Source organism: Daejeonella sp. (genome assembly GCF_037719425.1).
In the GTDB taxonomy this organism is placed as follows: domain Bacteria; phylum Bacteroidota; class Bacteroidia; order Sphingobacteriales; family Sphingobacteriaceae; genus Daejeonella.
Map to the genome: position 1 here is coordinate 1 of NZ_JBBJNI010000027.1, position 26,299 is coordinate 26,299.

The window sequence follows — 26,299 nt, forward strand, 5'->3', positions numbered from 1 at the left end:
CGAAAAACCGCCCTTCACCTATAAAATGATTATCAACTAAACGCCTACTTCAATATCTTTATTTAAATTTGGCAAAGAGGCAATCGAATGACCGGAGACAATCAAAAGGAAATCTTAATAAGAGATAGCAAGCCTGAAGACATTCAGGAGATCATCTCCCTGCTTCAGCAGTTATGGCCAGACAGAAAACTCAATCACGCAGGCCTGGAAGCTTCTTTTTTAAAGTCCTTTGAACTAAGCGGACATATTATTCGCGTAGCTTATCAAAACGACCGACTTATAGGACTATGCTCGCTGATTATCCGAAATAATTTAAAGGCTGAAGGCAATCTGGCCAATATTGATGAACTGGTAGTCGACCAAAAGATGCGAAACAGGCAAATCGGGAAAATGCTGTTAGATGATGCCGAGAAGATCGCCCGCGAACATCTATGTAAGTTCATGGGCCTGGAATCCTCATTTCACCGTGAAGGCGCCCACAGGTTTTATGAGCAGAACGGGTATCAGAAACAGGGTTACTATATTAGTAAAACATTTGGTTGTTAGTTGTTAGTTGGTTAGTTGTTAGACTGGGCGGAGAACGAAACTGCCATTAAGCTACCCGACCAACAACTAACCAACCATTGTCATTGCGAGCCTGCCTACCGCAGGCAGGCGCAGCGAAGCAACTACCTATTCTCCACCTCAACAATTCTCCCTCTCCTCCCACCAGCATCAAATGCTGCCACCTTAATGACTCCTTTTTCACTAACAGGCCCTATGTATAATTTGCTTCCAGCCTCCGGCTCAGAGCCGTCGGTAGTATATCTCATCTCTAGGCCAGGATATTGAACATTTGCAGCGACACGTCCGTTTTCAATTTTAAGTCCTGGTTCAGGAATCCGGTAAGAATAACCACCGTTATAATAACTCAACCTTGGTAATTCGCGTTTACCTGCAATATTGGCAAATTCGATCCACGCTTGCTTGTAAAGCTCTTCAGATTTTGCTTTGTCATTGCCGGTCGCCCATTCCGGCTCTTTTGACCAGGCACGCTCAGCCAGGCCAAGTAGTTTCGGCAACATCATATATTCCAGCCTGTCGGTATTGATGTTATTCTCTGACCACAATAAGCCTTGTAACCCTACGATATTGGACTTACCGTAATCGGTAAGCCGGATCTTTCCTATCTGATCAAGTTCGTCCATTGGGTTACCCTTACTATCTTCCTTCACATTCTTAAGCATGTCAAATGGGATGAAATAAAAGGGTTTATCAGCATCTACCATCCCACCCCATTTGTATCCGGGCTCATAGTAAGAATTGTTATAGGCCAGATCAAAATATTGATTGGAGACCGGTGATAAAACAACTTTATAGCCGCCATTTGCAAGGCGGTGTGCAAGGTCTTCCGCACCTGAACCAATGGTATTGTTCCATACGTTGAGCTGAAAATGATCATCAGCAAAGTCGGGGTTAGCAATGTAATGCGGTTTGCCGTCCAGCATAGTTTTCCGCATACCGGCTTCTTCCCAGCCTGATACATAAAGTCCGCGCTTTTTAACCATCTCATTTAGCTTACCGAAATAGTAGTACCATAGATCGTCGGTGTTTTTAATAGTTGGATTTGATTTTCTTAGCTGAATATAGGCCGGCGAGCGCTCCCACACTCCTGCCGGAACCTCGTCTCCGCCAAAGTGAATAGTTTTCAACGGAGCATTTGCTTCTTTATACATGGCAATAAGATCGTCGGTAACCCTTTCCATAAAATTATAAGCAGATGGAAGAGCGACGTTGATCACATTATCGCTCCAGCCTTGAACAGAGCGATATTTGGACGAATCAGCAGATTCTGTAAGGCGATACCGGTTAGCCTCAGCAGCCTTCCCTGCCTTCATTAATTTAGCATAACGATTTTCCATAGACTTGATGGCAGCTCGTGCATGTCCCGGCGATTCAATCTCGGGGATTATGCTAATATGGCGCTCAGCAGCATACTTCAAAATGTCGATAAAATCTTTTCTGCTGTAGTGGCCGCTTCCAGGAAGCGTATTGGCCGCACCGCCCGATCCAAATGACGGCTGGATGTTATTTTTATTGTCGACCGTATGGCCGCGCACACTTCCCACAGAGGTAAGCTCGGGTAAGGATGGTATTTCCACTCTCCATCCCTCATCATCAGAAAAATGCAGATGGAGTGCATTGAGCTTATACAAGCTCATCAGATCCAATATCTTAATTATCTCAGCTTTAGGTTGGAAATTACGGGATACATCCAGCAGAAAGCTGCGGTAACCAAACCGGGGTTGATCAATAACCTCTACCGCCGGGACTTGAATTTCGCCTTGTTTTCCTTTCCAGCTTGCTGGAGGAAGCAATGTTTTCAAAGACTGGATACCATAAAAAGCGCCGGTTGAAGTTGAAGCAGAAATTACAACCCCGCTGGACGAAACCTTAAGGGAGTACCCTTCCGGAGCGAGACGCATATTTTTTTGAAGGACAATAGAATTGCCGGTTGGCACTAAAGTAACAATGCCCGGCTTTAATAATAACACCTTTTCAAGCTCGGAAGCCAGGTAGCTTGCTTCTTTAGAAAAAGCAGGCTCGGCATAAATACGGGTGCCCGCGTAAAGTTTGAACTCCCCGCTCCCTGTATTGTAGGTCAAAGGGCTTGGAAATACTTTAACAAGCACATCTGCATTAAGGTCTTTAACGATCAGATTTTTGGCAAACACATTTGCCGGATTCATCGAGCTATTTGACGCCGAAGCGAGGCTTTGTAAAAACTTTTTATCTGGGTTAGGGTAGGTTGCAGGTACTGGAATAGCTTTACCTGGTGCGCTCGCCATCACAAGGTAAAAGCCTTGTGGGTTCATTGTAATATTATCGATCGTCCCGGAACGAACCATTTGGTAGTTTACACTTGCTTTTGCTGCAATACCATCAGATGCAGGATTGGGTTCTATCTTATAAAGATCGCCGTTGATATAGGAAATTATTAGTCCACGGCTGTCCGGTTGCGGGAAGCTGCCGCTATAGTTGAAATATAATGTCCATCCATTCGGTGGGAGATCAATATCTGAATCATTGATGATGTTCAGGCTGGATAAGGATTGGTCTTGGCCTTCAAAATTATTCTGCAATGGTTTCCATTCTACACGAAGTTTATAATCAGAAGTTGCTTTGACCTGAGCGAAGACAGCCGAAGAAATAGACAACGGTAGTAAGAACAAAAAATGGAAAGCCTTGATTTTTGATTTGAAAGTCATGATCATATTGAGGATGATTTTAATTTTCAGACAAATTACAAAAATATTTGAAGGAACCGCCTCCTGCTGCTTGCGAGAAGTATTCATTGCCTCCAGCTTTAGCAACACCTTTTCCCCTTCCCATTCCGGCTTTTGAACCGGAATCTCCCCCATTTCTTCATAGAGCGTTGTCATGTCGGGCGTGAGCCGCCACCTCATCGTCTCCGATCGGCCCGGGGCGGAGAGGAACCTAAACTAACTGCCCCTATCTTACTTTAAAACAGCTACAGAACCCGATTGCCGTACCTTTCTTTGCGAAGTATCAACACCATCGACGAACCAGTAGTAGACCCCAACCGGCAATGCTTTACCGTTCCATGAACCATCCCAATAGTTGTAAATATCTGTAGATGTAAATACGACATCTCCCCACTTATTGATGATTTTAAAAGCTTTGATCTTAATGGAATTATCTATCAGCACGGTTAAAACATCATTAACACCATCACCATTAGGCGTAAATGCATTCGGAATAACTATCCCGGGATAAATGATATAGGCTTTGACCGGCGCCACCGTGACACAACCTGCGATGTTAGTTACTTTAATATAGAACGTCGCATTCCGGTTTACTGCCTTCGGATTAGGCAGTGGTACTGTTACTTTTAAATCCTTCCAATAGGAATACTTGAGACCTGCCTCGGGGATATAGCTAGTTGTTATATCTATTGTTTCGGGGTAGTTAACTGGTTCCGGATCTGTAATAGAAATTGGCGGTGGGCTCACAATAATCACCTTAACTTCCCCTATCGCAAAGCATCCCGGACTATTCTGCCCTTTTATATAATATGACCCGCTTTTAGTGATATTCTTTGGATTCGTCAGGGGAATCGTCACAGCAGCATCCATCCAATAGCTGTATTTCAGATCAGGCAAATTACCAGCAGTTATAGAGGACGCTGTTATATCAACAAAAACACACTCCGGCGGCGGCTGATTAACATTTACTTTAGGCCCTTGTATAGTCGTGTACAAGGTTTGAATGCATCCCAATCCGGGATACGGCACCAGCTTTACAGCAATTTGCCTGCCGACCGGGGTGCTTGCAGGCAAAACCAGACTATCAGCCATACCAAGCAGCTTCTTTGTTTCTACATCAAACCATTCATACTCGTTAAAGCCCGGAAGGGTTTTCAGGGTTATCGGCGCGACGCCGGGGCAGATCACATTGCCTGTTACAGGGTGAGAGCAGTTTTCAGTTACATCAAGATACACGTAACCAAAATGTTGAGTAAAGGTACAGTCGTTGGTAGTAAATTCTAGTCTGATCCGGCGTCCCAGATATTCGGTTAAATTCAACAGCACCGGCGACCATGGTTTGAACAAAACTGTTGGCTCAACCTCTGATCGTTTAAAGCCCGGCAATGTGCCGCTTGCTATAAATTCAAATGAACCGCAGCTGGTAGATTAATTTGTCGTTTCGTCGATAATCTGAACAGTAAATTTAGGCTGTTCATAGGGCTGATGATTGGGGCTCTGCAGGACTACCGCATAATTAAAAATAATGGAGTATGCATCAATATTCGCGGGGACTTCAAGTGTATAACTTACCCGCTCAGCCCCATGCCCCCCCTCAGCGTTTCCAAGCTTGATCACATAATCACTTCCATTGGGTGAATTGAGCGGGAATTCGCCATAGTTATCCAAGTCATTGCTCCGCGGAATGATTGTATGTTGATTAGGAACTGGCCCAGACACGCTTAAAGAATAATCAAGAAACGGGCTATTACTAATACTCCTGTTTACACTTACAAGTCCATTATAACATTTCCAGTTTTCGAAAGTTCCACTTTCAAACCCGATGTTTTGCGGGCACCGGCCGCCGGATTGAGCATTTGCCGTATTTATACTTATCAGGCAGGCTATAAGAAGTATAAACCTCGCCCACATATTATTTTACTTCTATGTTAAACGTATTGGTTCCGGGTGTTCCGGAGGATGTGATCCCTTGTACAACTATAGTATAATTCCCTTTTTGATCTGATGTATAAAAGCTCAGCGTTTTGGTTCCTGATTTATCAATGTCTATATCCGGAGCCCAATATAGTAAATTTCTGAAATCAGGCATACGGCCAGCAGCCTGCATTTGCGTGTCATATACGGGCGAATAGAATTCCCTTTTTAGCTGGGTACCTTCATAGTCCATTATAGTTGCCCTGTTATCGAGTTGGAAATCCGGAAGATTTCCTTTATAGGATTTGAAATGCACAATGCTGTTAAACTTGAGCGGGCCATGAAAATACGACCGGTCAAGCACCTCGATACTTCTGATCTTCTTCGGATCATATCTGACGATCTTAGTACCTGTATCAAAAATTGGCACTCCGTCCAGTAGCAGTAATGGCTTCACGTGTCTTATCGACTCATTCTGGTAAGCCCTGTATGCTACCCATACTAAGAAATTATCCCGCTTCCGGCTGATCGGTACTTCCAGAACATATTCCCTCAATACCTCCTCCATCGTATTAAACCGGACGAAATTGTCAAGAAGATAAGTCTTACTAGGCTTCATATAAAATGAGCTGCTATCCTGCAAAGCAGTATAAAAAGTATTTAATTTATTTCCAATATAAGCGTTCTGTACCTGCGCACTAACACTTTGGCTAAGCACCTGCTCCCTTGCCTGCTGCGGCAAGGCAAGGAAAGGCGTGCGTGCCGGCAAATATTTATCATAAAACGGACTTGATATATCGATCCTGAAGATAGAATCTATTTCAACGTTATTCTGAGCCACCAATTCTACCGGGCCGCTGATATCTTTCGTAAAAAATTTAACGTTCCCGGCAGCATTACTTGTCGCGGCGTAGAGGTGAAGCTTCCTCCCTGGAACCGATAAGTGCCCCATAATATTTTGTGCGGGAGTATTGGTTCGTACGTCCGTAATTCTGCCTGAAATGATATGCCCTTCAATCTCAGGAAGAAATTCCGGAAGCCGGGGTTTTCCCGACAAAACTTCATTCCATACAAACCGACGCCAGCCGTGAGTGAGCATCAGGTTGTCCACAGCCTCCACAGACTGGAGATCATCATTTTTGAAATAATACGCCGGGTCTTCCACATTCCCCCTGAGATCAGACTGTAACCATAAATAACTTGCGATGTCCGGAGTAGCCGGGTTTGTACTTGTGGCATAAACGGCAATTGATGCATCAGCATCTGTCAGCCGGCCAGTCTCGTCTTTAGACTCAAGGGTAAGTGTAACCTTCTTGCGCGACGCGTATTGGCTTTGATCCGGCTTTACCGCGATCGCCAGCTTTTTTAACGGTTTCTTAAAATACAGTCGTTCACATAAGGGCTGTCCCAAAGTACTGAATATCGTAAGGTGAGAGATCCCATCGCCCAGCAGGCCCTTATCTATAAGAAATTCACCTTTACCCTGTGATAGTGGAATTCTGGCTGAGATCTTAGTTTCCTGTCGTGTATGAACCAGCAGCAATACCTCACCTTGCAAGATTTCATTTGATTGAATGGTTAGATTCAGCCGGGAATCCTGCCCTTCATTCAATGAGATCACATAGCCCGTTTTATAATTTGAAGGCAGCGGTTTAATGATATCGGGTCCGTCAGGCACATTTATAACAGCTTTATACATTTTGCCCGCTGCGGGTGTGAGATGAAAATTTCCGATTCCGGACCGTAGCGGGCTGAACCGGGCTATCGTATCCCCATTGCCATCCACAACAGCCCCTGCCAGGTCTAATCCCTTCCCATTGCTGTCAGTGGCCCGGAACGCTACTTTGGAGCGAAGCCCATCTACCAAATTACCACCTTCCGGGAAGAACTGAATATCATACCCTCTGCTTTTTTCAACCGTGAGCCTACCCGGTTTTACCAGCGCATTCACTACGGTGAGATGTTTCTCGAAAAAATATTCAGGACCGCCATTCTTCATCCAGTTCGTATACGCTCTAAGCTGGTAGGTGCCTGAGGCAAGAGAAACAGGCAACTGTAATGAGCCGTTTCCGCTGCCTTTTTTCAGCGCTATTTTTGCCTGCAAAACAGGTTTATTATTCTGATCAATGATCTCTGCATAAGCAATTTTACTCAGATCGAGGGGCATGTGAGAACCGGCACCGACATTATATATCTTAAACCATATAATTTCGCCGGCGATATAAAGATCTTTGTCCGTATGTGTATAAATCTTCTCCCGAAGGTTCCTTTTAGCAAAGTCGTTGAAGAGTGATGATAACTGATCTGTACTTAACGGCTGAGCAGAAATTTCAGTTACAAATAACAGAAAGCAACTAAGTACTGTTGCCCGGATCAGTGAATGGGTCTTATTGATTTTTACTGACATTTGATTGCTGTCTTTTTAATCTACCAAAAAACTGGCTTATTATTATTTCCTCCGCGCGTTCTGCAGTCCATACAATTGTTAGTGGTCCCGCCCCAGTGGGTAATATCCCCGGTAACGCCGAGTACAGGCTGTCGCGGTATTATTTGTCCCGAAAGGTATGCCACCAGGCTGTCGGGGTTATTTCTGACCACAACATCAGAGCATGATAACTGGAAACCCCACGGATTTACCTCGTCCCTTTGTATAAAGATCCTTTTTTCCTGAACCGAAGCGATCTCAATGAAGCCTATCGCAATATCATCAGGGTCATTTAAGTTCCGGATATTACCGATCAATTCTGATGGCTGTGTGTCAAAGAACGACCCCCGTTGTTCCGTATTCTTCTTCATCATCTCCAGGTATTCAAAAGCTTTGAAACTTAAGGCGGATTGTCTTACCAGGATGCTGTACTTTACAGCTAATTTTTCAGAATTATTTGGAATAAAGGCCACCTGGTGCTTTGACACAAGATCTGAATTAAGCGCAGCTGTTGAAAATATATTGATAAAGGAAGACCGGCCTGTTTTATAACAGGTGAACATCAGCGGGGTTTCTTTAGAATCACGGGAGTCGATTCTCGCTTTACCGCCTGGTATACCAGTTGCTTTATAAAGAGATTCATCAACAGAACGCAGCTCCCAATCTTCTTCGAACCCCCACTGATAATACCGCGTATTGTTCTGGCTATCGTGAGCATCAACATAGATCCCAACACCGCCAGTTTCTCTTACCCAGTAGAGCTTATCAATAACCGGCGTATTTTTTACACTTACGGGGTCCGAAATGTATTCTGCCCCCGAAACAGTTTTAATTTTCAGCCTGTATTTCTGTGTGCTGTTGAGTGTAAGCTGCGGAACAGAGTACAATCCGTTGCCCTTTTCGGCGAGAGTGATTGCTGTATTTGCTTCAGATAACACCTGCACCACGGCTTTCAATTCCGCCTTTACTGTTATTTTATCATCCAGGTCCAGTGAGCGGGTCAGGTAAATATTCGTTGTACCCGACGGATTTATAATGCCCTCAACAACCAAAGCACTTTTGAACCTCTGCAAAGATTCTGGGTTAAAGGGTTTTTTGCATCCCAGGTACGCAGCCATCACGGTACAAACTAACAGGATGAGAGTCTTTTTTATCATAATTAAAACTTAATATTATAGTTCACGTAAGGGATCGCACTTCCAAAGACCGTCAGGCGGTACCCTTTAATTACTCCCTTTTCAGAAAGAAAATATGTTGAATATGGGTTATCCCTTCCTGTAACATTATATATCCCGACTGTCCATGAACTATGAGTAAGCTGGTGAATTTTGTGATTCCCCTCAATATTCATAGAGATATCGGTGCGGAAGTAATCCGGGATCCTCAACTGGTTCCGTCCAGAGTAAAGGGCTCTCAGTGAACCCGCATACAGATATTTTCCCACAGGAACAGTAATGGGGCGACCGGTGCTATACGTGGTATTGAGGGACATACTCACACGGTGAGAAAAACGATAGTTGCTCACCAGGGTCACATCGTGAGGCTTATCGAAGTTTGAGGGATAGTAATCTCCGTTATTGATCGATTGAGCGGCTGTAGGATCGTCCATCCTGAGAAGTGTTCGCGACCAGGTATATCCAAGCCATCCGTTTAACTTCCCGGTTATCTTTTTTATAAGAAACTCGGCTCCATACGCCTTACCCCGTGTATTGATCACATCCGTTTCAATATCGTGGTTCATTGTCAGTTTGGCTCCGTTTTTATAATCCAGGTAGTCTTTCAATCGCTTATAATAAACCTCTACAGAGGTCTCAATGGTGTTTGATTTGAGATTTTTATATAAGCCGAAAGAGAACTGGTCGCCATACTGCGGCTTTATATTCGGGTCGCTGAGTTTCCATATGTCTGTCGGTGAGCTGCCCGCTGTATTCGTAAGCATATGAATATATTGCCTCAGCGTGTTATAACCAGTTTTAACGGAAAAATCGTCACTGAACTGGTAGCGCGCAGACAATCGGGCTTCAGGTCCATGATAAGTCTTCACCACCTCTCCTTTATTATAACTCGTCACCCCCAGCAGGTTGGTCTCCGATTTCGGCAGCCCCGGCACATAGGAGTTAATGCTCTGGGGGCCAAGATAATTGAAGATCGAGTACCTGACACCAAGATCTAGGGAAAGATTGGATGTGAGGTCAAACCGGTCGCCGATATAGGCCGCGCTTTCAATCGCCTGCTCCATGTCTACCACATCCGTTACAACCAGCGACTCGCTGCCCAAAGGCCTGAAAGAACCAGGATTAAGCTTGTATTGAATAGAACTCATACCAAAATCAAGCGTATGCTTTGGGCTCAGATAATAATTAAAATCGGTTTTAAGATTTAACTGACCGATATCGAAGCCCTGGCGGAATGCATTTACCGGGTTAGCATCGCTCCTCGTATTATATTGATACTTGCTATACCCGCCGACAATAACGCCGGTGAGCTTGTTATTAAAGATATGCTTCCACTTTAGAGATAAGTTATTATTACTATACGCGTAAGTGGTATCGCTATTCAGGTTCGAGTCGTCGTTGCTGATATAACCGGTCAGGTAAAAGTCATTCTTGGCATTAGCTTTATGGCTCAGGCGCAGGTTCACATCGTAAAAAGAAGCTTTACTGTCCCTGTAGTCTGAACTTTCAGGAAGAAGCTTAAGTAACCAGTTGGAGTAGGTAGTGCGCCCGCCCATAATAAACGATGTTCTGTCTTTAATTAGCGGGCCTTCCACGTTAAGCCTGCTCGTCAGCAAACCCAGCCCGGCAATGCCCGAAAGTTTTTTCGTATTTCCGTCCCGGCTGTTCACATCGAGTACAGATGAAAGGCGACCGCCATACTTCGCAGGTATACTGCTTTTATACAGCTCCACATCCTTTACAATATCCGGGTTAAATGCAGAAAAGAAACCAAAAAAGTGAGAAGGATTATAAATGGTAAGATCGTCGAAAAGTATCAGGTTCTGATCCACAGCCCCGCCACGAACATTAAATCCATTGCCTGCTTCTCCCACCGACTTAACGCCCGGCAGGGTAAGCATCACCCGTATAACATCAGCCTCGCCAAATACAACCGGCACTTGCTTAATTGCCTTGATGCTCAGTTTTTCAACACCCATTTGAACGTTGCGGACATTAGCTGAGTTCTCTGCCGAAATTACTACCTCTCTCAGGGAAAGTACCTGGGTCTTAATTTCAACGTCCAGTTTTCCTTCCGAATGGAGAACTAAGCGCCGCCGGGTGTCTGCAATACCTAATGCCTTAATGTGTAAGGTGTGAGGTCCGCGGGGCAGGCTTAGGGAATAATAGCCGAATTGATCTGTGTAAGCGTTAACCCGTGGGGCCTCAGTAAAAACGGCGGCACCGATAACAGGCGCCCCGTTTGCGGCGTCACGTACGTAGCCTGCCAGCGAAACATTGCCCGGGGCAAATGCACCCGACTTAATCCCGATCTCCACCAGCTTGTTTTCCTGTGTTGAGGTCACGCTTCCCGGATCGCCTGCAACAAGTATTTGTGCCATTATTTCAGCCTCTTTCTGGGTGGCGTACCTCATCGAATCCCTCTCCGACGAAAACAGGCCGTAAGGAAGTGTGGCCACAATGGGCTGGTCTTTAGTTAAAAAGATGTTCTTGTTATGATCAATAGCATATTTGATCCGGGTACCTAAAAATGCTTTTCTCAGGATCTGGTCAAGAGATTCCGAGCGCAAGCTTAATGTAATTTTTATGCTGTCAGCATCCGCGGCAGCATAAAAAAATTGAAAGTCCGTTTTAGCCTCTATCTCGGCAACAAATTGGTTGACATCTGCGTCCTTAAATTCCACGCTCAACGTTTGTCCGTATAAGGTGACTGAGCTTACTATTGAGAAAAGCAGTAATAACGTCCGGATAATGCGCATACCTATTTACTTAACTGATCATAAACAGACACCATCAATACAAGTGCCTTCTCGGGATCCCTTCTGAATTTAATTTTTGACTTCATTAGCTCCGCCTGGATCTCTTTCGCATGAGCATTACCCAGTGCTTTAAGAACCGATTTCGCGGACGTAAGTGAATAGTAACGCCCATCCTTTACTAAATACCTGTCGTCTTTTTGATTAAGGATTGAAATCCAGACCCCATCGGTACTGGTTGTTCTAAGCATTTCTTTAGCCCGTTTAACTATTACCTCAGACCGCCCTTTATAAATGCGGTCGTAAAAACCTTCGTCGATATTGTTGAGGTCGGCAGTGACACTATCGATCCGGTAAAAGTGGTGGTTGAAAACAGAGAAATAATCAACCTTAGGACTGTTAAGACTGATTTTTGAATAGTTGTTAGAATAAAGAACAACTACCGCTTTTTTTACAAGATCGTACCACATGGGCACATCCCGGTACAACATACCGTTATAGAACACCTCCCCTTTAGTAACGCTGTCCGATTGAAAAAAAGGCTGACCAACCCGTATTGGATAAGGGTACCCGGTGTATTCTAATCCGTCGTACAAACCCGACTGTTCTGAAACAGATCCGGAGTAAATATTTCGTAAGTGTTCAACAGCGGATTCTTCATTAGTTGTCTGTGAATACGAAAATTCGACAGAAAAACAACACAGAGAGGCAATTAATATTAAGGAAACTAGTTGTTTCATAAGCAGATAAGACTCGTTAAACAGTCTTATTCAAGGCAGGAAGTTAGTAATATTTAAATAAACTCATCACAAATAATGCAAGATTGATTATCAATCCAGTTTTAAACTGAGAAAATGAAAATTTAACAAAACTGTTGCGCCTTCCCGGTGTTAATCCACTAAACATGAGAGTTATGAACTTAGAAATGATCAGCGGGAAGCTGAAAGATAAATTAGATTTTACTTCTATACCGGCAGAGGACCAAAATGTGGATCTGACGGAACGCGTTTTATCGGTATTGGGCGGGGTGTTCTTAACATACAAAAGCCTTAAGACACTAAAAAAACATCCTTTTATAGGTATGCAGGAGGCTATCGCTGGTGGCTTACTCATTTACAGGGGAGCTACCGGTTATTGTCCCGTATATAACGCATTGGACAAAGACGGTACAGATCCTGCCGCATTGAATATCACGGAAACTTTCATTGTTGAGCGCCCTCGCGATGAGGTGTATTCTTTCTGGCGTAGACTTGAAAATCTTCCCCGTTTTATGAAACATCTTGCATCGGTTGATGAATATGACCAGAAAAACTCCCACTGGCGGGCAAATTTGCCGGGTGAGATCTTAAAGCTGAACTGGAACGCGGAAATAACCCGTGAAGATGAGAATAACTATATCGGCTGGCAGTCTGTAGAGGGATCCATGGTCGAGAACGCTGGAAAAGTAACGTTTCATGACGCTATAAACGGCTCAGGCACTGAACTTACTGTGGATATTAGTTACTTCCCCCCTGCCGGCAGTTTAGGACAGGGAATTGCCCGTTTATTAAATGGCGTGTTCGAAAAAGCGGTGCGTGAGGATGTTACCAACTTCAAGCATTACATCGAAGGCGAGGAATACAAGACTTATGAGCATAAACCTGCCTTATGGAATCAGGTGGAAGATGTTGTAAACACGTTTAAGTAGAATGACTAAACCATAAAGTTTCCAGTCGTTCCTCAGGCGGACTGGAAACTCCTTAAACAAATGACTTCCCTCTAATTGATCGCTTTATTCTCAGTCACCACCACCCTCTCAATCGAACCAATAGTAATCAGATACTGAGCCAGCATATATGTCCCCATAATAACTACGCCCGAACAGGCGAACGGCTCTACAAATTTGTTATACGCCAGTGTAGAATCGGAAATAACAAAGAATAAAGCCCCGAAATAGATCAACCTGAAGCTTAACAAATTCACCCTGCGATACCGGTAGCCTGCGAGAATTACCATGATTGAAATAACAAACACATAAGCCATGACCGGAATTCTGAGGTCCCCCAGATAATCACGGATCATCGAATAATAGCTCATCGAAAAAACTCCCATCAGGAATAACATGAGATGTCCGTAGGTCTTGGGTGCTTGTGGGTTATTCTTGAAATCCCTGAAAAAAGCTAGTGAATACAGTACGTGAGCTATTAAAAATGCCACTAGCCCGAACATAAAGAAGCTAGCGTATTCGTCTGCAAAAAGCAATAAACAATCCCCGAAAAAAGACAATATGAGCGCAGCGAGTATGAGTCGGTTAAACCCTGCATTCATCTTAGCATTTCGAACAAAATATATAGCCAGCGATATGCATATCAGGGGCTTCACTAACAGGTTGAGCCGGGACACGAAATCGTATTCAGCGAAAATATTAGCAATCGCGATGATCAGGAAGATTATCGTAAAGCTCATGTGGCGTTTTAACATAGATTTAGTTTCTGCATGCGATAGAACCAAACCGACGAAATTATCGCTGCAAGGCTATTGATTAAGATGAGGTAGAGAAAATACGGGTGGCCGTAGAATAAAAGCGGAACGAGCGTCCAGAAAACTATTCTTCTATACTCGAATCTTTTTACCCATTTCTTCTGGTCTAAAAGGGCTCCGCATAAAGTAAGCGTCGCGATAACGAGCACCGTGCAGCTACTTAATTGTAAAACGGTCATGTCCCGGTAAGCCAGGATAAGAAAATTGGCCAGGGACAAAAAGATCACGAACTGAACCAGGATATAAGGAATTAGTGCTGAACTGTACTCCGGGCTATATTTCTTATATAGCTCTTTGTCTATTTCATGAGGACGCTGAATACCTCCAAGCGAATCGGGAAACCATCCCGGCGGTTTAATAAATACATTTACTTTATCCCTCAAACCCTTGCTCCTTCGGGCGGTCTCTGTAAGGTCAGACCAGTAGTGGAAATTCGCCCATACCGGATTCCAGCTTGCCAGAGGTTTGGTTATCCCGTAAACAACTTCATCCTCCTCCTTCTGAAACGTACCAAATAACCGGTCCCAGATTATTAATGTACCCGCATGGTTCTTATCTATATACTTGGGGTTTGAGCCATGATGCACCCTGTGATGCGAAGGTGTGTTGATGATCCACTCCAGGGGACCCATCTTATCAATGGCTCGTGTGTGAATCCAGAACTGATAAATAGTGTTAAAAGAACTTACAGTAAGGAACATGATCGGCTCAAAGCCGGCAAACGCAAGAGGAAGATAAAACGCCCAGGAAAACCCGCCCTGAAACCAGGATTGACGTAGTGCAACAGTTAGATTATATTCTTCGGATTGGTGGTGCACGATATGCGACGCCCATAAGGCATTTACCTCATGGCTCATTCTATGGAACCAATAATAGAAGAAATCAACCCCGATAAACAAAATAAGCCAGGTCCAAACGGAATTTGGAAATTCGTAAAACCGCCAGTGATTGTAGATATAAAAGTAGGAGAAGAAAGTAGCGGTCTTCAGAAAGATACCGACAAGCTGCGAGCCAATTCCCTGGCTCAGATTTGCTAAAGAATCATTTAGCCTGTAATAACCGAGTTTCTTATAAACGGTATAAGCAATCTCAATTCCTATCAATAAGAAGAAAAATGGAATAGACAGCGCTATGTAATTAACTGGCATAAGGTTCAATTTAGGATTAAAATCTGAAACAAAAAACTCTATGATATAGTTCTTATTTAACGAGCGCTATCTATATTAGCGGCTTCACAATAAATTCATCGATGAAGAAGATTTTTATCCTGATTGCTTTTGTAGCGTCATACTCATATAGCTCAGCCCAAACAAAGCCTGCAGCCGCAAAACCTAAAACAGCCACACCAGCCAAGCCTGCCGCAACCGCGCAGCCGAAAGCTCTTTCTCCGATCTTTAAATCGCAAACTGATTCAGCCAGTTATGCATTTGGTGTCAGCATTGCCAATGACATCAAATCAAGAGGAGTAAGCAGCCTGAACTCTTCTTTGCTCGCAAAAGCCATGAATGATGTATTTGCAGGAAGCACCCCTTTGCTAAGTCCGGAAAAATGCCAGGATCTTATAATGAGTTTCCTGGGCTCGGTTGAGAAGAAAAAGTTTGAAGGCAATATCAATGAAGGCACGAAATTCCTTAGTGAAAATTCCCGAAAACCTGGCATTGTATCACTGCCCAGCGGTCTGCAGTATCAGGTTATTACTCCGGGTACCGGCGCGAAGCCAAAAGCAACGGACGAGGTTACCGTCAATTATAAAGGCACCCTGTTAAATGGAAAACAATTCGACAGCTCTTATGATCGAGGCGAGCCGGCAACATTTATGCTAAACCAGGTGATCCCTGGTTGGACAGAAGGTTTACAGCAGATGACAACAGGTTCTAAGTACAGGTTTTTCATTCCCTATGCTTTGGCTTACGGAGAAAGAGCAGCAGGGCCAGAAATTGCACCCTACAGCACCCTGATCTTCGAAGTGGAACTAGTCAGCGTTCAGCCCAGGTAATTACTTTTGAGAGGCTTCCTTTACAAGTTTCATGGCGAGATCGTTTCCAAGATATCTATCTATGACGCTGTGTATCACATACAAAAGAGGCGTCATAAGAATTGCAATCAGGAATTTGTAAGTATAATTTACCAGTCCGATGGCGGCGACCATCTGCCAGCTCCAGCTATATTGAGGATTGATGTAAAACGCAATAAAGATCACTACGAAGCTGTCGATAAACTGCGATACCAGCGTGGAGCCTGTTGCCCTGAGCCATAAGAACCTCTCCCCTGTACTTTTTTTGATCTTGTGAAAGATCATAACGTCGACCATCTGGCCGATGAGGAAAGCAACGATCGACCCTACAATAATCCACATCCCTTGCCCAAAAATTCCATTAAAAGCTACATTCATATTTAGCGCTTCACCATTCACATTCTGATTGATCCAAAAGTCTGAAGGGACCAGGCCCATAGCGAAGCCTACTACCAAAAAGGCGTAGCATATAATGATGGAAGCTAGGATTGATAGAAACCTGACCTGTTTTACACCAAAGTATTCGTTAATAATGTCGGTCATTATAAAGATGATTGGCCAGGTGACCACCCCTGCCGACATATTGAATGATAGGTCCTTTACCCCAAACATATTGAGATCAAATTTTGGGATGCCTAACGAACCCTCGACTGTAAAAATTTTAACCCCGATAAATTCTGCCAGGATAGCATTGGAGATTAAAAAGGATCCAAGAATTAAAAACAGACGGCTCTCTTTGGTTTTAAAAGTCATAGTGAAGAGTTTTTTAAACGAAATGAAAATAGGAAAAATATTGGCAAGTGTCTGCTATCACCGCTCGTTGACCGCTCAAACACAACTTAACACCGCTCATTGACCGCTCGTTAACCGCTGGTTGATCGCTCACGCATCGGTTTAGAACCGGTTTATAAACAGTTTAGAATCGGTTTAGAACTCTTCATCACCGTTAGAACCATTCGAAATCCTACTAATCCTAACAATCCTACTAATCCTATTCCAGACAATCTCACATCTCGTCTCTCGTATCCCATTTTCTCGTTTCTCAAATCCTAATTCCTATTTTAGCACCACGATGTTATTAAAGTCTAAGCTTCCGGAGGTTGGGATCACAATTTTTACAGTGATGTCCCAGTTAGCCGTTCAATACGATGCTATAAATCTTTCACAGGGATTCCCTGACTATGATTGCTCCCCTGAACTCATTAGCCTGGTAAGTAAATACATGAACGAAGGGCGTAACCAGTACGCGCCAATGGCCGGATTAATGGCTTTACGGGAGCGGCTGGCCGAAAAGCAGGAACAGCTTCATAAATCAACGTATAATCCTGAATCTGAAATCACAATCACAGCCGGAGGAACCCAGGCCATATTTACCGCCCTGACCTGTGTAATACACCCAGATGATGAAGTAATAATTTTTGATCCCGCGTATGATTGCTATGCTCCAACGGTTACTCTGCTGGGAGGGGTAGTAAGATCAATAGAATTAAGCCCGCCTGAATACAAAATAAACTGGACCGAAGTAAAGAAACTGGTCAACCTAAAAACAAGAATGATCATTCTTAATTCTCCAAATAATCCAACCGGAATCACGCTGAGTGAAGAGGATATGAAGGAGCTTATCAGTCTTACCCATAACTCCAACATCCTAATTCTAAGCGATGAGGTTTATGAGCACCTCATTTACGATGGAGCAGACCACTTAAGTGTTAGCCGTTATCCTGAACTTAAAGAGCGCAGTTTCATAACCGCTTCTTTCGGAAAGCTTTTTCATACAACAGGATGGAAGGTTGGGTATTGCCTCGCGCCCGTATGGTTAATGTCAGAATTCCGCAAGGTGCACCAGTTTCAGATTTTCAGTGTAAATACTCCCGTGCAATACGCTATTGCGGATTTTCTAAGCGAGCGTGGAAATTATCTCGAACTGAGTAATTTTTTTCAGGTAAAGAAAAACTTTTTCTCTAACTTGCTGAGAGATACGAGATTCGACCTCTTACCATGCTACGGTTCTTACTTTCAGTCGGTACAATATAGCCGTATCAGCGACGAGAAAGATACCGATCTGGCCAAAAGGCTTACAATAGAGTTTGGCGTAGCAAGTATACCTGTGTCGGCATTTTACAGTAATAGTACTGATCACCATATATTACGTTTTTGTTTCGCTAAAAAGCAAGAAACCCTAGAAAAAGCCGTTATTAGATTAGCTAAAGTGTAATAGCAACTTTTACCATTACTAAACGTATGAGTATTACCTATGAATACACTTAAAATCACAACTTTCCAGGCCTACCTGTTCTGGGAAAATATTGATAAGAATCTTCAAAATCTCGGATTGAGACTAACTTCTATCCGTGAAAAAACAGATCTTATCATATTGCCTGAAATGTTCAGCACCGGATTCTCCATGAATGTGGAGCAACTTGCCGAAGAAATGGGCGGCCGCTCAATGACATGGATGCATGAACAGGCAAAAAAATTTGAAAGTGTTGTTACCGGAAGCATTATTATTAAAGAAGGCAAAAAATATTATAATCGTTTGATCTGGATGCGTCCGGATGGAACTTACGAACATTATGATAAAAGACATTTGTTCGGCTTAGGCGAGGAGGATCAATATTATACACCTGGCAGCAAAAAGCTTATAGTGGAACTAAATGGCTGGAAAATATGTCCTGTGATCTGCTATGATCTGCGCTTTCCGGTATGGCTGCGCAACGCTAATGAAGATTACGATATGCTTTTGATTGTGGCTAACTGGCCGGAGAAACGTTCACTGCATTGGAGAACATTAATCCCTGCAAGAGCAGTTGAAAATCAAGCTTTTGTAATTGCTGTAAACCGTGTTGGCCACGATGGAAATGAGGTTTATCATTCCGGAGATTCGATGTGTATTGATCCCAACGGCAAAGTCGTTTATTATAAGCCTAATGACGAGGATCTGTACACTTTTAGTATAAGCAAGGAAGAGGTAGGCAATTCGAGGACTTCTCATCCCTTCCTGAAAGATGCAGACCACTTCAAGCTTATCCGGTGATATAAAAGAAATTATACTTGTTAGCACTTCGTGATTGCGATTGGTCGAGTGTCAGATTAGTGTTGTATGGAAATAAATCACCGGGAAAACGCTCATAAGGGTTCGTTTTATATCGAAGAGAATGGCGCTTTGATTGCCGAAATGACCTATAACATTGCAGGGCCGGGCAAAATGATTCTTGAACACACCAATGTTTCAGATCAATCGAGGGGCCATGGTGTAGGAAACCTTCTTGCCGATGCCGCCGTTTCCTATTCCCGTGACAATAACCTGAAAATAATTCCACTCTGCTCCTTTGAGAGAGCCATATTTAACAGGACACCCGCATACGACGACGTATTGCTGAAGTAAATCCGCAATTTAAATTTCACTTATCAGCCGGGCTTTACTTTCTTCAAGCTTCGCTTTTTCTGCGTCGCTTAATTCGGGAATAGTCATCTTAATCGATTTAAGTGTATCAATTATGACCTGGCTTATAGCGATTCTCGAAAACCATTTCTTGTCTGCGGGAATAACATACCAGGGAGCGTGATCAAAAGAGGTTTCCCTGATCGCATTTTCATAAGCAGCCATATATTCATCCCACAATTCTCTTTCTTTCAGATCAGCCGAAGAAAATTTCCAATGCTTCAACGGATCCTCGATCCTCTCTAAAAATCTTTTCTTCTGCTCTTCCTTTGAAACATTCAAAAAGAACTTGATGATCACTGTACCATTGTCGCAAAGATGTTTTTCGAAAGTCCGGATGCTTTCGTAGCGCTCACTCCAAAAAGCCTCATCAATATCTTCAACCGACGAGACCGAGGCTATTCTTTCACTAAGTATATATTCTGGATGGACCTTGCAGACAAGCACATTCTCATAATGTGACCGGTTATGAATTCCTACTCTTCCCCTTTCCGGTGAAGCTTTAGAATGCCGCCACAAAAAATCGTGATCAAGCTCCTCTGCACTTGGCTGCTTAAAGCTATAGACCTGACATCCCTGGGGGTTCAAACCGCTCATGGTATGTTTAATAGCGCTATCCTTCCCGGCAGCGTCCATTGCCTGGAAGATTATCAGTAAGGAATGTTTATTGGCCGCATACAACAGGTCCTGCAGTGATTCCATCTCCAATTTGAGGTCAGCCAGGATCTGCAGGGAATCATCCTTCTTAAATTTATCAGTAAACTTCGGATCATGATCTTTAATTTTAAACTCGCCGGCATTACTTACCTTAAACTGTTTCGTGACTTTTTCCATAATAAAATTTGGCCTGATTGGCAATTTAAAAATTTTTCCCTCCTGATTTCGTTTAATTCATGAATTTCTAAAATTCACTAATTTTACACCATATTACTGACGATTTCCCGATCTTTACACTATGTTCAGAAGAATTACGAATAAGCCGCTTCGCTACTCAGTTATAACACTATACTTCATAATCTTGTTTTTCTGCGCCCTTGAGCTTAACTTTCTTTGGCTCTTTGGGTACTCCCCAACCATTAAAGACATCAAAACACCGGTTTTGAATATTGTGTCGGAAGTGTACACCTCTGATGGGAAATTGATAGGGAAATACTATAAAGAGAATCGTACTCCAGTTGAATATGACAGCATTTCACCTGCTGTAGTAGATGCCCTGGTTGCTACCGAAGATGTTCGTTTTTATAAACACGCCGGGGTTGATTTCAGGTCTTTTATTTCGAGTATAATCTCCACAGCCAAAGGCGACAGGCGTGGCGCAAGTACAATCACTCAACAATTAGCAAAAAATCTTTACAGCACAAGAAATAGAAAATCTCAGGGAGCTGTTAAATACATTCCGGTGATACGCACAGTAGTCTATAAGTTCAAAGAATGGACAACAGCTTATAAGCTCGAAAGCAACTACACCAAAAACGAGATCCTTACCATGTACCTCAACACGGTGCCGTTTAGCAGTAACACCTTCGGCATAAAAACGGCATCGAAGCGTTATTTTAACAAGGATGCCGATAAGCTACAGGTTGAAGAGGCCGCCATGCTTGTTGGAATGCTTAAAGCAACCACCACCTACAACCCTATTCGTAATCCGGAAAAGTCACTGGAACGCCGAAATACCGTGCTTTCGCAGATGGAAAAATACGAGTATCTGACAACTGCGGAGTTTAAAAAGTATAGCCAAAGGCCATTAAAATTGAACCCCGGAAGTCTCGATGAGGGAAGTGAGGGAGGATCATATCTTCGGTCAGCAGTATCCCGTTACCTGGAAAAATGGTGTCAGGAACACGGATACAATCTTGACACGGATGGCCTGAAGATATATACAACCATCGATTCCAGAATGCAGCAATACGCTCAGGAAGCGGTAAACAGTCAGATGAAGATCCTTCAGCGGCGACTGGAAAATGTGTGGGGAAATGAGAATCCCTGGAGAACGGCAGATGGAAAGGAAATTCTGGATTTTCCGGAAAAAGCTGCTCAGCGCCTGCCCTATTATGATGCTTTAAAAAAGAAATATAATAGCAACCAGGACTCTATTAATTACTACCTAACTAAGCCTAAAAAAATGAAAGTCTTCAATTGGACGGGCGAAAAAGAGGTTGTTTATTCTACAATAGATTCAATAAAATACTACGCAAAGATCCTGAACACAGGAATGATGACCATGGATCCGGTCAATGGTCACATTAAGGTTTGGATTGGAGGAATCGATCATAATTACTTTAATTATGACCACGTTAACCAGGCGAAAAGGCAGGCTGGTTCGACATTCAAACCATTTGCTTACCTGGCTGCACTTGAAGCTGGAATGAACCCTTGCGACAAGCTTGTTGATAAACCTGTACGGATTCCTTATGAGAATGGAGGCAAAACCGAATACTGGGAGCCTAAAAACTCTGACTGGAATTTCTCAGGCCGGGAAATGTCACTCCGCTGGGCAATGGGTAAATCTGTGAACTCTATCACGGCGCAAATAACAGAACAGGTTGGTGCAGAAAACGTCGTTAAATATGCTCATTTAAGTGGTATAGAAAGCGATCTAAAAGCTGTACCATCAGTAAGTCTTGGACCAAATGATGTAAGTGTTTTTGAGATGGTAAGGGCGTATGGAACCTTTTTAAATAAAGGTGTAAGATCTGAGCCCATCCTCGTCGAAAAAATTACTGATAATGAGGGAAGAGTTATTGAAGAATTCAAATCTGAACAGAAGCGAACCCTTAGTAAAGAGATTGCATGGTTGATGATATACATGTTGCGCGGAGGAATGGAAGAACAGGGCGGAACATCTCAAGCCTTGTGGGAATGGGATCTTTTCAAGAAAAACAATCAGATCGGCGGTAAAACGGGTACCTCTTCCGACTATGTCGATGGATGGTACATGGGAGTTACCAAAGACCTGGTGACCGGCGTTTGGGTGGGTTGCGATGAGCGAAGTGTCCATTTTAAATCCTCAGAAACCGGCGAAGGCTCCAGAACCGCATTGCCGATCTTTGCAAAGTTCATGGAAAAGGTTTACCGTGATCCCTCTCTGGGAATTACACTCGGCCCCTTTCCAAAACCTGGCGTAAAAATCTCAAGGGTATATCAATGCCCTACTCCGAGATATGAGGTAGATACATTTGCGGTAGACAGCGCCTTCATGGACTCATTGTACATACCGGATATAAATTCAGATACTGCTACAATTACCTCCCCCGAACCTATTATTCCTACTCCGCAAAGAGAGCAGGAAAACAAGCCGGGTCAGCAGCCGGTGAACCGCCCGTCTGCCGCGCCGAAAACAGAATCAGTTACTGAAGAAATAAAGACCAGAAAAGAACTGAGGGAGGAGAGAAGGGAAAATAAGGTTAAACCAAACAATTAGCACCACAATACTCTTATAGTAGAAAAGCTACCGGTAAAAAAAACCGAAATCATATTTTTTACGTAGTTTAGGTAAGACATTTCCACATATATAATGATAGAAAATAAGAACAAACCGAATAAGCCACTATTCTGGCTTATTTCATCCCTATTTCTAGTTATTTTTTTCAGTTTGGGAACTGATGTTCAGGCTCAATATTTTGGACAAAATAAGGTAAGGTACAAAAACCTAAAATTTAAGGTTTATGAGACTCCTCACTTTGAACTTTACTACTATCTTAAAAATGATAGCCTGGTAAAAAGGTTTGCTAAAGAAGCAGAAGTATGGTATGATCTGCATCAGCAAGTTTTCAGAGATACATTCACAAAGAAAAACCCGTTTATACTTTATTCAAATCACCCGGATTTCCAGCAGACTACTGCGCTGGATGGTGAAATTGGAGTTGGAACAGGCGGAGTAACGGAAGGTATGAAAAACCGGGTGATCATGCCGATATCCCAGTTAAACCACCAAACAAGACACGTTTTAGGTCATGAGCTTGTACATGCTTTCCAATACCATTCATTAATAGAAGGCGATTCTACTAACCTCGAGAACATCGGTAACTTACCGTTGTGGATGGTTGAAGGTATGGCTGAATATCTGTCTGTCGGTAAACAGGATGCGTACACTGCGATGTGGATGCGTGATGCGTTTTTGAATAAGGATATACCTTCATTAAAAGATCTGACAACTTCAAACAAGTATTTCCCTTATCGTTACGGACAAGCATTCTGGTCGTATATCGGATCAACATATGGTGATACGGTTATCGTGCCCTTCTTCAAGGAAACAGCCAAATATGGCTACGAAATGGCCATCAGAAGGACTTTTGGATACGATGAAAGGACTTTATCCAGCCTTTGGAAAACCAGCATTGAGAATGCATACAAACCATATCTGAAAGACACTTCTCAGGTTCCTATCGGAAAGCTGATCATAAACGAAAAGAATGGTGGAGAAAGTTATAATGTTGCGCCGGCAATTTCGCCTGACGGGAACTACGTAGCGTTTCTTTCTGAAAAAGATCTTCTTAGTATAGACCTGTTTCTGGCAGATGCGAAGACAGGCAAAATTATTCGAAAGCTAACCAGTAAAGCTAAAAACTCACATATTGATGAGTTTAACTTTATTGAATCTGCCGGTGCGTGGTCGCCCGACAGTAGAAAGTTTGCTTTCAGTGCATTCAGCGGTGGTGTCACCCAATTGTTTATTGTGGACATTTCCTCGGGAAAAACGCTGTCCTCGGAACGCATGGGTGCCGTGGAAGAGTTTAGCAATATTACATGGTCTCCAAACGGTAACGAGGTGGCTTTTTCGGGATTGAAAGAAGGGCAAAGCGACCTTTATCAGTACAACCTGAACACGAAAGTTATGACTCAGCTAACTAATGACCGGTATTCAGAGTATCACCCCAGCTATTCAAAAGATGGAAAAACCATGGTATTCAGCTCGGACAGAAGTACATTCGACAAGTCTTCTGTAAATGTTGATATCACGATGAATATGGCTATCATCGATCTGGCGACCAAATCTGTTACCGATATCCCTGTTTTTGATGGTGCCAACAATTTGAATCCTCAGTATTCAGCAGATAATAAAAGCATCTATTTCCTTTCAAATAGAGATGGATTTAGAAACATGTACCGCTATACACTTGCAGGTGGTGGCGTCGAGAAGCTAACAAACTATTTTACCGGCATAAGTGGTATTACCGAATTCTCGCCTGCTTTAAGCTTGTCAAATAAAGACGACGTACTTTACTCCTATTACAGAGCGCAGAAATACACCATTTACAATGCTAAAGTAAGTGACTTTACTCCAGAAAAGGTCGCTCCAAACGCATTAAACTTTGACGCAGCCTTACTCCCTCCATCGAAATCAGTTGGTGTAAATATTATCAATGCCAACCTCAACAATTTCGAGCGTTTTGAAAAGATCCCGGGTGACTCTATCCGCACTATCGGATACAAACCAAAGTTCAAGCTTGATTACTTGTCAAGCAACGGTGTTGGTGCTTCTGTTGGTCGTTTTGGAACTGGCTTATCCAGCGGTATCCAGGGTGTGTTCAGTGATATTCTGGGCAGGAATCAAATCTTTGCTACAGCAGCGGTTAATGGTGAAATCTATGATTTCGGAGGCCAGGTTGCATACGTAAACCAGGAAAGCAGGATAAACTGGGGTATGGTGGTATCGCACATTCCGTATGTTTCCGGACAGGTTACACAAGGGTTTGAAAACCTTGAAGGGTATGGCAGGGTATATAATGAAAGTTATGACATCATCCGTACGTTCGAAGACCAGTTTCAGGTATTTGGATCTTATCCATTCTCCAAAAATCACCGTTTCGAGGCAGGTTCTGGAATTTCAAGATATAGCTACCGCATAGATCGTTATAGCAACTATTATGATCCAAATGGTTTTTTTCCGGTAGGAACTGATAAAAATAAATTGTCTAAAGAGCAAGCTCAGACTAGTTACGGTGTGCCTTTTGATCCGTTTACAACTGTAACGCTGAATTCTGCCTTTGTGGGTGATAACTCATTCTCAGGCGTAACCTCACCTCTCGATGGTTTCAGATACCGATTAGGTATTGAAAAGTATATGGGTGATTATAAGTTAGGGGCTCTGACAGCAGATGGCAGAAAATATGTAAGAATGAAGCCTGTTACCTTCGCAGCACGACTATATAGTTACTCCAGGTTTGGTCGCGACGAAAACCGGCTTTATCAAATGTATGCTGGATACGGGTATCTGATAAGAGGATATGAAGCTAATTCATTTTATAAAAATGGCTCAGCAACAACCGGCGGCTTTGATATCAATCAACTTGTTGGATCACGTGTTGCGGTTGCCAATTTCGAAGTAAGGCTGCCGTTTACAGGTCCCGCGAAATTAGCCCAGATCGAATCGAAATTCTTATTCTCAGATCTCAATCTATTCTTCGATATGGGGATGGCATACGACAGCGATTCCAAAGTTGCTTTCCATAAAAACCCGGGCACTGTTGGTACAGGATCAGGAGCTTATCTGGAACGTGTTCCGGCGATGAGTGCTGGGGTTTCACTTCGTGTGAATGTATTTGGATACTTCGTTATTGAGCCTTATTACGCTATTCCGTTCCAACGGACAGATGTTAATGTTGGCGTATTTGGGCTGGTATTTGCACCAGGCTGGTAATTGATCTAATGAAATTATAAAGCGGTCCTCGGATCGCTTTTTTTGTTTACTAACGTTTCGACGATCGGTCATAGCAGGATCATAAATATCCGCATGAGCTTGAATTTAAAACCAAGTCACCCCTACTTTCGTAAATCAGATACAAGA

The 26,299-nt window shown here is 43.2% G+C and carries 19 protein-coding genes; 8 read left to right on the forward strand and 11 right to left on the reverse strand.

The window, feature by feature from the left end:
* Nucleotides 1-87: 87 nt before the first annotated feature.
* Entirely contained in the window at nucleotides 88-546 is a 459-nt protein-coding gene (locus WKF69_RS05580; RefSeq protein WP_340380217.1) for a GNAT family N-acetyltransferase, read from the forward strand.
* Nucleotides 547-668: 122 nt separating this feature from the next.
* On the opposite strand, the gene WKF69_RS05585 is transcribed toward WKF69_RS05580, so the two are convergent.
* The 7 genes from WKF69_RS05585 to WKF69_RS05615 are packed head-to-tail and all read right to left on the reverse strand — an operon-like array spanning nucleotide 669 to nucleotide 12,276.
* Nucleotides 669-3,446, reverse strand: a complete 2,778-nt coding sequence (locus tag WKF69_RS05585) for a family 20 glycosylhydrolase (protein ID WP_340380219.1) — start codon at nucleotides 3,444-3,446, stop codon at nucleotides 669-671.
* Between the two features lie 51 nt (nucleotides 3,447-3,497).
* Nucleotides 3,498-4,652, reverse strand: a complete 1,155-nt coding sequence (locus WKF69_RS05590; protein WP_340380221.1) for a gliding motility-associated C-terminal domain-containing protein — start codon at nucleotides 4,650-4,652, stop codon at nucleotides 3,498-3,500.
* A gap of 42 nt (nucleotides 4,653-4,694) precedes the next feature.
* Nucleotides 4,695-5,177 carry a hypothetical protein gene (locus tag WKF69_RS05595; protein ID WP_340380223.1) on the reverse strand — a complete coding sequence of 161 codons (483 nt, stop codon included), beginning with the start codon at nucleotides 5,175-5,177 and terminating at the stop codon, nucleotides 4,695-4,697.
* Nucleotide 5,178: 1 nt separating this feature from the next.
* A complete protein-coding gene (locus tag WKF69_RS05600) occupies nucleotides 5,179-7,587 on the reverse strand; it encodes a hypothetical protein (RefSeq protein ID WP_340380225.1) in 2,409 nt (802 codons plus the stop codon).
* Nucleotides 7,588-7,607: 20 nt separating this feature from the next.
* Nucleotides 7,608-8,762 (reverse strand): DUF4249 domain-containing protein, encoded by a 1,155-nt coding sequence (locus tag WKF69_RS05605; RefSeq protein WP_340380227.1) that lies wholly within the window; start codon nucleotides 8,760-8,762, stop codon nucleotides 7,608-7,610.
* A 2-nt stretch (nucleotides 8,763-8,764) separates the two neighbouring features.
* On the reverse strand, nucleotides 8,765-11,539 hold the full coding sequence (locus tag WKF69_RS05610; protein ID WP_340380232.1) for a TonB-dependent receptor: 2,775 nt from the start codon (nucleotides 11,537-11,539) through the stop codon (nucleotides 8,765-8,767).
* Nucleotides 11,540-11,541: 2 nt separating this feature from the next.
* A complete protein-coding gene (locus tag WKF69_RS05615; protein WP_340380234.1) occupies nucleotides 11,542-12,276 on the reverse strand; it encodes a hypothetical protein in 735 nt (244 codons plus the stop codon).
* Nucleotides 12,277-12,440: 164 nt separating this feature from the next.
* On the opposite strand from WKF69_RS05615, the gene WKF69_RS05620 reads away from it, so the two are divergent.
* Nucleotides 12,441-13,223: an SRPBCC family protein gene (locus tag WKF69_RS05620; protein WP_340380236.1), complete on the forward strand. Its 783-nt coding sequence runs from the start codon at nucleotides 12,441-12,443 to the stop codon at nucleotides 13,221-13,223.
* Nucleotides 13,224-13,294: 71 nt separating this feature from the next.
* On the opposite strand, the gene WKF69_RS05625 is transcribed toward WKF69_RS05620, so the two are convergent.
* Together WKF69_RS05625 and WKF69_RS05630 are read right to left on the reverse strand one after the other, a co-directional pair.
* Nucleotides 13,295-13,981 carry a lysoplasmalogenase gene (locus tag WKF69_RS05625; protein ID WP_340380238.1) on the reverse strand — a complete coding sequence of 229 codons (687 nt, stop codon included), beginning with the start codon at nucleotides 13,979-13,981 and terminating at the stop codon, nucleotides 13,295-13,297.
* 8 nt (nucleotides 13,982-13,989) lie between these two features.
* Nucleotides 13,990-15,204: a sterol desaturase family protein gene (locus tag WKF69_RS05630; RefSeq protein WP_340380240.1), complete on the reverse strand. Its 1,215-nt coding sequence runs from the start codon at nucleotides 15,202-15,204 to the stop codon at nucleotides 13,990-13,992.
* 101 nt (nucleotides 15,205-15,305) lie between these two features.
* Here WKF69_RS05630 and WKF69_RS05635 point away from each other — a divergent pair, with 101 nt between their 5' ends.
* Complete coding sequence (locus WKF69_RS05635; protein ID WP_340380242.1) at nucleotides 15,306-16,052, forward strand: FKBP-type peptidyl-prolyl cis-trans isomerase; 747 nt, start codon at nucleotides 15,306-15,308, stop codon at nucleotides 16,050-16,052.
* Here WKF69_RS05635 and WKF69_RS05640 read toward each other — a convergent pair whose 3' ends face one another.
* Nucleotides 16,053-16,823 (reverse strand): queuosine precursor transporter, encoded by a 771-nt coding sequence (locus WKF69_RS05640; RefSeq protein ID WP_340380245.1) that lies wholly within the window; start codon nucleotides 16,821-16,823, stop codon nucleotides 16,053-16,055.
* Nucleotides 16,824-17,142: 319 nt separating this feature from the next.
* Between WKF69_RS05640 and WKF69_RS05645 the strand changes: the two genes are divergently transcribed.
* The 3 genes from WKF69_RS05645 to WKF69_RS05655 all read left to right on the forward strand — a co-directional run bounded on the left by WKF69_RS05645 (nucleotide 17,143) and on the right by WKF69_RS05655 (nucleotide 19,455).
* Nucleotides 17,143-18,285 carry a methionine aminotransferase gene (locus tag WKF69_RS05645; RefSeq protein WP_340380247.1) on the forward strand — a complete coding sequence of 381 codons (1,143 nt, stop codon included), beginning with the start codon at nucleotides 17,143-17,145 and terminating at the stop codon, nucleotides 18,283-18,285.
* Nucleotides 18,286-18,324: 39 nt separating this feature from the next.
* Entirely contained in the window at nucleotides 18,325-19,104 is a 780-nt protein-coding gene (locus tag WKF69_RS05650; protein WP_340380249.1) for an amidohydrolase, read from the forward strand.
* Between the two features lie 66 nt (nucleotides 19,105-19,170).
* Complete coding sequence (locus WKF69_RS05655; protein WP_340380251.1) at nucleotides 19,171-19,455, forward strand: GNAT family N-acetyltransferase; 285 nt, start codon at nucleotides 19,171-19,173, stop codon at nucleotides 19,453-19,455.
* 9 nt (nucleotides 19,456-19,464) lie between these two features.
* On the opposite strand, the gene WKF69_RS05660 is transcribed toward WKF69_RS05655, so the two are convergent.
* Entirely contained in the window at nucleotides 19,465-20,346 is an 882-nt protein-coding gene (locus tag WKF69_RS05660; protein WP_340380253.1) for a polyphosphate kinase 2 family protein, read from the reverse strand.
* A 121-nt stretch (nucleotides 20,347-20,467) separates the two neighbouring features.
* On the opposite strand from WKF69_RS05660, the gene WKF69_RS05665 reads away from it, so the two are divergent.
* Together WKF69_RS05665 and WKF69_RS05670 are read left to right on the forward strand one after the other, a co-directional pair.
* Complete coding sequence (locus WKF69_RS05665; RefSeq protein WP_340380255.1) at nucleotides 20,468-22,933, forward strand: transglycosylase domain-containing protein; 2,466 nt, start codon at nucleotides 20,468-20,470, stop codon at nucleotides 22,931-22,933.
* Between the two features lie 93 nt (nucleotides 22,934-23,026).
* Nucleotides 23,027-26,152 (forward strand): basic secretory protein-like protein, encoded by a 3,126-nt coding sequence (locus WKF69_RS05670; protein WP_340380257.1) that lies wholly within the window; start codon nucleotides 23,027-23,029, stop codon nucleotides 26,150-26,152.
* The last annotated feature ends 147 nt before the right edge of the window (nucleotides 26,153-26,299 follow it).